This is a genomic window from Caulobacter sp. Root343, assembly GCF_001425745.1.
Lineage (GTDB): Bacteria > Pseudomonadota > Alphaproteobacteria > Caulobacterales > Caulobacteraceae > Caulobacter.
This window is the reverse complement of sequence record NZ_LMDF01000008.1, coordinates 342,029-349,258: the sequence shown is the minus strand read 5'-3', so window position 1 is coordinate 349,258 and position 7,230 is coordinate 342,029. Positions and strand designations below refer to the sequence as shown.

Here is a 7,230-nt window from a genome sequence, read left to right as displayed (position 1 = left end):
CCTGACGAGCCAGCCGGGGACCCAACGGCGACCCCGCTCAGCCTATCCCCATCGCCGCTTCGGGCCGGATCCAAGCGCCCTCCCCTTGCGACGGGGACAGCGATGATTGTGCGGGGGTTTTGAACGCGGATCATTCAGGGGCGTGTAAAAGTGAGAAGCTGTTGAATTCGCTGGCTTCGTTCTCGCGAACGCCGGGGATACAGCCCGCTCAATCCCCGTACTTGCCCCCTCCGCGCCTGCGGCGCTCCTCCCCCGGAGGGGGAAGAAGGTAATCCCCTTCCGCCCCCTCCGGGGGCGGACGACCACGCGACGCGTGGTCAGGTGGGGGCCTGCGGCGTTGGCGGGTTTGAATACTCATCATCCTCGGGAAAACGGAACACCCCCGCCCCTCCAACGTTGCCGCCCCATGGCGTCGGCTCCCAAGACCAGTGGTTCGCACAAGGTGGTGTTCGCGGCCCTGGCTGGGAACCTGGCCATCGCCGTGACCAAGTTCGTCGCCGCCCTGCTGACCGGCTCGTCGGCCATGCTGACCGAGGCCATCCACTCCACCGTCGACACCGGCAACCAGGGCCTGCTGCTGCTGGGCCTGGCCCGCGCCGGTCGGCCGCCCAGCCAGACCCACCCGTTCGGCTACGGCATGGAGCTGTATTTCTGGTCGTTCGTGGTGTCGCTGATGATCTTCGCCCTGGGCGGGGCGGTGTCGGTCTATCAGGGCGTCCACAAGATCCTGGAACCCGAGGCGATCGACCGCGCCTGGATCAACTTCCTGGTCATCGGCCTGGCCGTCCTGTTCGAGGGCGGCTCGTTCCTGGTGGCCTGGCGCGAGTTCAAGACCGTGCGCGGCGACATCCCGTTCTTCCGCGCCCTGAAGGGCAGCAAGGACCCGTCGATCTTCGCCGTGCTGCTCGAGGACGGCGCCGCCCTGCTGGGCCTGGCCATCGCCGCCCTGGGGGTGGCCGGTTCGGTCGCGGGCCTGGCCTGGGCCGACGGCGCCGCCTCGGTGGCGATCGGCGTCCTGCTGGTGCTGGTCGCCGTCTTCCTGGCCAACGAGACCCGCAGCCTGCTGACCGGCGAGGCCGCCGCCCCCCGCGTCGTCCAGGCTGTCCGCGAAGCCCTGGCCCGCGACCCGCGCGTCGAGAATGTGACCGAGGTGCTGAGCATGCACCTGGGCCCCCGCGAGATCCTGCTTGGTGTCACGCTGGACTTCCACGACGCCCTGACCGCCGGCCAGATCGAAGACGCCGCCGACGAATTCGCGGCGCTGATCCAGGGGGTGGATGCGCGGATCACAAGGGTGTTCGTCCGGTCGGGCCGGGCAAGGGCGGCGTATGAGCGGCGGGCGGGGTAGGGGCGGCGATCGAAATCCCTCTCTCTGAGAGAGAGGGAGGGGCCCACGCCTACGGCGTGGGAGGGTGAGAGGTTACACCCTGTCAGAACAGGGCTGGAGCAAAGACGGCGGCCCCCATGAACACCGAGCGGGATGGTTCGAGCTTCACCGGCCGACGGTGAAACCTCTCACCCTCCCACCGCTCCGCGGCGGGCCCCTCCCTCTCTCTATGAGAGAGGGATCGCGTCGGCGGATCTCGCCCCGCCAAAAGCCCTTCCCTCCGGGAAGAGCGCCCCCCTTACATCTCACGGCGAGACGATCGCGGGGCTGATCAGGTCAGTCAAGGACCGCTCTCCGAGCGGCCGCGCGCGGCGACGCGGAGCGTCGTCCTTGACTGACCTGATCAGCCCCGCACGCTGCAGCCTCCAAGAGATGAAAGGGGGGATCCGACCGTGGGGAGGTCGATCTCAACGTCTCATTAAATATCGAAAGCGCGTTAGGCGATTGAATCGAGCTGCTTTGTAAGAAGATCGACCAGATATTGCTTCATAGGGTCCAAGTCAGCAGCCCCCGACGTAGCGAAGGTATCGTCGCCGTGCTTGAGCGCTGCTTCGTAGGGTGCTCGATCTTTCATTATAAGATCGATTATCGTCTCGGAACCTGGAAGCCAAAAGCCAAACTTCAAGCACAAGCACGCATATGCAAAGGTTCTCGCACTACGGCCATTGCCATTCCTAAAGGGATGAACCCAATTTATTTTCCAAAGTGCATACGCGGCAACAGTAATCGCGTCGGATTTCTCCCACATCTCCGCTAAATCGCGGTGGAACTGGGCCATGTGGGACTCTACCTCCTCCCACGGAGGAGCTGTGTAAGAGACTTTGCCGCTGGCATCCGCCACGCGAACATTATAGTTATTTCTGTAACATCCGGGCTGAGCTAGAAGGAATAGCGTCGCAGTGCGGTGTAATTCGTTCAAAATAATTGGCGTGGGACAGGCGTTACAGCCGTTTTTTCCAACCCCGGCCTGTGTAGTGTATAATATGACTAGAGCTTCAATGACGCCGACAGTGTTATTATGATTTATATATTCAATTTCGTGGGCGGCGTCGCCGTTTATGAGCTCCCAATTTCCGTCCTGCATCTCGAATCGCTCAAATAAAAAGCCCAGCGAATGCTGGGCTTTGAATGTGAGCATGGTTAATTTGTTTTATCAACCTGAACGCTTTTGCTTCAGCGGTCGTCTGCGCCTTCGCGCTCGTCCATCAGCTCCTCAACCTTCTCCCGGCTGAGTGTAGACTTCCCGGAACGCAGACCCATAATTAGGCTAACACGTTGAGCTCGGCGTTCGGTCGGGCTCATCTTGTGATCCCTAGCCTTCGCTATTAGCTCCTCCAGAGCGTGTACGTTACCCATAATTATCCTCCGCGCAGCCCCAACCCCTTAAATGTAAGCGGTACCTGTGTATGGTCAATGAAAAAGGGGGCAATTTGCCCCGATTTAATAATGCGGCCTAGCGGTTAATGGTTCCGCGCCCGTGATTCGTTAGAATCTTTTGCCTTTATGGTTAACATCTGGTTAATAATCGGCGCCTAGGCAGTGGTAACGAGCAATTACATGCCTTGACGCAACGCATTCCCACTAAATGTTGATTCCACACCGTGCGGTGAAGGTGCCAGAGGATTTGCCTACTCCAGCTGCATTTTGATCGGCTTTCCTCGCAAAGGCGCTCCGCCGCCCGGTCAGTGTCCACTGGACGTTCTTCCCCAATTAGCCAACCCTCTCCACCACCGCCCGAAACAACACCGCCATCTCGATATGCGTGTGCACGTACCCCCGCTCGAACAGGTACGTCAGCATCCGGTCGTAAGCGTCGTCATAGTCCGCCGACGCGACGCTGCCCGGCTCCCGCGCCTGACGCTCCAGCACCGCAACCAGGTCCGGCGCATCCGCCCGCAACGCCGCGAGCACCTCCGTGACCTCTTCGTCGGTGAACTCCGGCACATGCCGTGACCGCCCGGGATCCAGCGGCGGCCTCCGATCGAAGCCCATCGGCCTAGCCCTCCGCCCGGGTCAGTTTCCAGCGGATCTTGGCCCCGACCTCGGGGCGCACCTGGCTTTTCAGCACCACCTGGCCGGCCTTGCGGGCCAGGCCGTGGTCGAAGTGGGCCGTGGGGGCGATGGCGACGTCGACGGCGTCGTTGCGCAGCCACCAGCCGATGTTGTTGGGGCCGCGGATCAGCACGCTCTTGCCGTCGCGGGCGATCGAGGCGCGGGCCTCGGGGTGCAGGTGGAAGCGCACCGCGAACGGCAGGTAGCGGCGCGGGCCATCGGCCGCGCCGGGCTCGGCGGCGATCGGGGTCAGGCTGTCCTCGCCGCGCAGCTCGTCGTTGACGGCGTCCAGGAACAGGCGGCGGGCGTGGGTCAGGCCGACGTGGCGCCAGCCGTCGTGGACGATGTCCAGCCACACCCCGCCGACGTCGTCGTGGCGCTTGGCCTCGACCTGGGTCGCGCCGTCGACCAGCCAGGCGCCGAGGGCGCGGGCCCGGAAGCCGGAGAGGGGGCGGCCGGCCGAGCCGTCGCCGACCGAGACGGTCGAGGCGGCGTCGCTGAGGCGGAAGGCATGGGCGCCGGCGGCCTCGGGGCTCCAGCCGCAGCTGGTGATCAGGCGATCCTTGGCGCAGACGATCTCCAGCGCGGCCGGCTGGGCGCAGGCCGAGACCGAGAGGGAGCCGGCGGGCGGACGACCGCAATCGGCGATCACCTCGAGGCTGCCGCCGACCATCTTCTGGTAGCCGCTGTGCGGGGCGGCGTTCAACGGGCGCGGGCCGGCGTCGTCATGGGCCAGGGCGGCGGCGATATGGGCCGGGGCGATGGCCTCGCCGCCGTGGAAGGCCGCCAGATGGCCGTCGCCGAGGGTGAAGAACCGGGTGGCCGTCGACAGGCGGTCGATGGCCCGCGACAGGCTCTCGGGGGAAGGCCGGCCGCGCTGGCCCAGGGCGTCGTCGAGGGTCAGCAGGTCGAACAAGAGCTCGACGCCGGCTTCCGGCGAGCGGGTGGCGTGGCCGCCGTCGGCCAGCACCATGACGTCGATGTGGCGGGCGAAGGCCTTCAGACCCTTGTCGATCAGCTTCTCGCCCGGCTTGCCGGCCAGGACGCAGCCGGCGATCGTGGCGGCGACGGCCCGTTCCAGGGCGCGTTCGGGGCTTGTCTTGAGCTCGACCAGGTGGCGGCCCTGGCGGGCGATGTCCAGGGTCAGGTCGGCGATCTCGGCGTCGCTGCCCTCGGCGGCCAGGGCCTTGGCGGCGCAGGCCAGGTTGAAGACCCGCCGCTCCAGGCACTCGGGGCTCCACGAGAAGCCGTTCCACTTGCCGAACACCCGCCGCCAGTCGTCCAGCAGGCGCAGGGCGCGGCGGGCCCCGTCCGAGCCGGCGGCGACCAGGTCGGGCAGCCAGTCGAAGCGGTGCAGGCTGACGGCGAAGCGGCGCGAGGGGCTGGCGATGTCGAACGGGTCGCCGTCGGGGCCGATGCGCAGGATGCCGCCGTCCAGGGTCATGACCCCGGCCAGGATCTTCCTGCCATGGTCGGCGTCGGCCGGGCGCGGGTCGTGCGGCCGGGCGGCCAGGCCCTCCGGGCGGGGGAAGGCCAGGATCAGGCGATGCGGGCCCGAGCCGTACCACTCGCGGACGACGTGGCCGCTGACCTCGGCGCCGATGGCCCGCCACAGGACGTCGCCGCGCTTGACGGGCGCGGAAAACTTGGAGCCGTTGGCGGAACGCTTGACGGCCATCGGGTGCGGTCAGCCGCCCTTCAGCGCGCGGATGTTGCCGGCATAGGCGTCCGGACCGCCCTTGAACACCGCCGAGCCGGCGACCAGGGCCGTGGCCCCGGCGGCGACGCACTGCGGGGCCGTGGCCGGGGTGACGCCGCCGTCGACCTCGATGATGATGTCCAGACCCGCCTTGTCCACGAGCTTGCGCAGGGCTTCGACCTTGCGCAGCTGGCCGGGGATGAAGCTCTGGCCGCCGAAGCCGGGATTGACCGACATGACCAGCAGCAGGTCGACGTCCTCGAGGATCCACTCGACATGGTCGATGCTGGTCGACGGGTTGAACACCACGCCGGCCTTGGCTCCCAGCTCGCGGATCCGCTTCAGGCTGCGGTGCAGGTGCGGGCCGGCTTCGGGGTGGATGCTGATGATGTCGGCCCCGGCGGCGCGGAACGCCTCGAGGTACGGATCCGCCGGGCTGATCATCAGGTGCACGTCGAACGGGATCTTGGCGTGCGGCCGGATGGCTTTGACGATGTCGGGACCCAGGGTGATGTTGGGCACGAAATGGCCGTCCATCACGTCGACATGCACCCAGTCGGCGCCGGCCGCCTCGATGGCGGCGACCTCCTGGCCCAGGCGGGCGAAGTCGGAGGCGAGGATCGAAGGGGCGATGATCGGCGCGGTCATGGTCCTGGGATAACCGTCCCAGCTGAATCTGTCATCCGCCTAGGCTGTCATCCCGGGCGAAGCGCAGCGCAGACCCGGGAACGCGGCAAGCGCCGGCGTTTCCGGCGGTCCCGGCTTTCGCCGGGATGACAGCTAGGTTTTGCGGAACCGCGCCGCGAAGAAACCGTCCTGGCCGCCTTCGCGCTGGTGGGGCAGCAGGCGCAGGGTTCCGCGCGGGGTCAGGCTGGCTTCCGGGGCGCCGCCTTCGCCGGGCGCGATCGGCTCCAGCGCCATGTCCTTGCGGCGGGCCAGGAAGGCCTCGACCTGGCCCTCGCCCTCCTCGGGCTCCAGCGAGCAGACGCAATAGATCAGCCGGCCGCCGGGCTTCAGGCGGTCGGCGGCGCTGTCGAGGATGCGCGACTGCACGCCGGCCAGGCTGGCGACGTCGGCGGGGCGGGCGGCCCACAGCACGTCGGGATGGCGGCGGAAGGTGCCGGTGGCGCTGCATGGCGCGTCCAGCAGGATGGCGTCGAAGGTCCGCGTGTCGTCCCAGGCCGCAGCGTCGGCGGTGACGATCTCGGCGGTGAGGTTCATCCGCTCCAGGTTCTCGCCGACCCGCTTCAGGCGCGCGGCCGAGCGGTCGAGGGCGACCACGCTGGCGCCGGCAGCGGCCAGCTGCAGGGTCTTGCCGCCGGGCGCGGCGCAGAGGTCCAGCACCGTGTCGCCGGCCTTGAGGTCCAGCAGGCGGGCGGGGATGGCGGCGGCGGCGTCCTGCACCCACCAGGTCCCGTCCTCGAAGTTCGGCCAGGCGGCGACGTCGCCCTTGCGGCGCACGCGCAGGGTTCCGCCGTCCAGGATCTCGGCCTCCAGCGCTTCGGCGAGGGCGGCCGCGTCGGCGGCGGGCTTCAGCGACAGGTCGGTGGCCGGCTCGATGGCGATCTGGGCGGCGATCTCGCGGGCCGTGGCCTCGCCGAACGCGGCGGTCCAGCGCGAATAGAGCCAGGGCGGGGCCAGCAGGCTGGGGTCGTCGCCGGGCGGGCCGTCGCGCAGCAGGCCGCGCAGCACCGCGTTGACCAGGCCCTTGAACGGGCGGCTGGCCTTGTTGGCGCCGGCCAGCTCGACGCTGGTGGCGACGGCGGCGAAGGCCGGGACCTCCAGATAGAAGGCCTGGGCCGCGCCGAGGCGCAGGAGGTGCATGACCCGGTCGGGCGGGGCCTTCTGCAACTTGGCCGCCAGGACACAGTCGATCGGGCCGAGATGGCGCAGCACGGCCATGGCCAGCGCTCGCGCGAACGCACGCTCGCGCGGCTCCAGGAAACGGAAACCGTTGGCCGAGGCGGCTTCGTCGATGCCGCCGCGACGCGACAGGGCCGCGTCGATCAGGGTCAGGGCGGCCTCCCGGGCGGGGAGGCCGTCGTTCAATTCTTGAGTCACCGCCTCGCCGTGCCCAATGGCGACGGCGAGC

The 7,230-nt window shown here is 67.9% G+C and carries 6 protein-coding genes; 1 reads left to right on the top strand and 5 read right to left on the bottom strand.

Features of this window, described 5'->3' with window-relative positions; translation table 11 throughout:
• The first annotated feature begins 406 nt into the window (after positions 1–406).
• Entirely contained in the window at positions 407–1,348 is a 942-nt protein-coding gene (locus ASC70_RS20000) for a cation diffusion facilitator family transporter (protein ID WP_056053683.1), read from the top strand.
• A gap of 475 nt (positions 1,349–1,823) precedes the next feature.
• Here ASC70_RS20000 and ASC70_RS24620 read toward each other — a convergent pair whose 3' ends face one another.
• The 5 genes from ASC70_RS24620 to ASC70_RS19975 form a co-directional block, all read right to left on the bottom strand.
• Complete coding sequence (locus ASC70_RS24620; protein WP_082539536.1) at positions 1,824–2,525, bottom strand: Fic family protein; 702 nt, start codon at positions 2,523–2,525, stop codon at positions 1,824–1,826.
• Between the two features lie 572 nt (positions 2,526–3,097).
• Positions 3,098–3,379, bottom strand: coding sequence for a hypothetical protein (locus ASC70_RS19990; protein WP_056053678.1), 282 nt, complete (start codon positions 3,377–3,379; stop codon positions 3,098–3,100).
• Positions 3,380–3,383: 4 nt separating this feature from the next.
• Complete coding sequence (locus tag ASC70_RS19985) at positions 3,384–5,117, bottom strand: heparinase II/III family protein (RefSeq protein WP_056053675.1); 1,734 nt, start codon at positions 5,115–5,117, stop codon at positions 3,384–3,386.
• 9 nt (positions 5,118–5,126) lie between these two features.
• Positions 5,127–5,786, bottom strand: a complete 660-nt coding sequence (rpe, locus tag ASC70_RS19980) for a ribulose-phosphate 3-epimerase (protein ID WP_056053672.1) — start codon at positions 5,784–5,786, stop codon at positions 5,127–5,129.
• 132 nt (positions 5,787–5,918) lie between these two features.
• The gene (locus ASC70_RS19975; RefSeq protein ID WP_056053669.1) at positions 5,919–7,199 is read right to left on the bottom strand and encodes an RsmB/NOP family class I SAM-dependent RNA methyltransferase; all 1,281 of its coding nucleotides are present in this window, start codon (positions 7,197–7,199) and stop codon (positions 5,919–5,921) included.
• Positions 7,200–7,230: the final 31 nt, after the last annotated feature.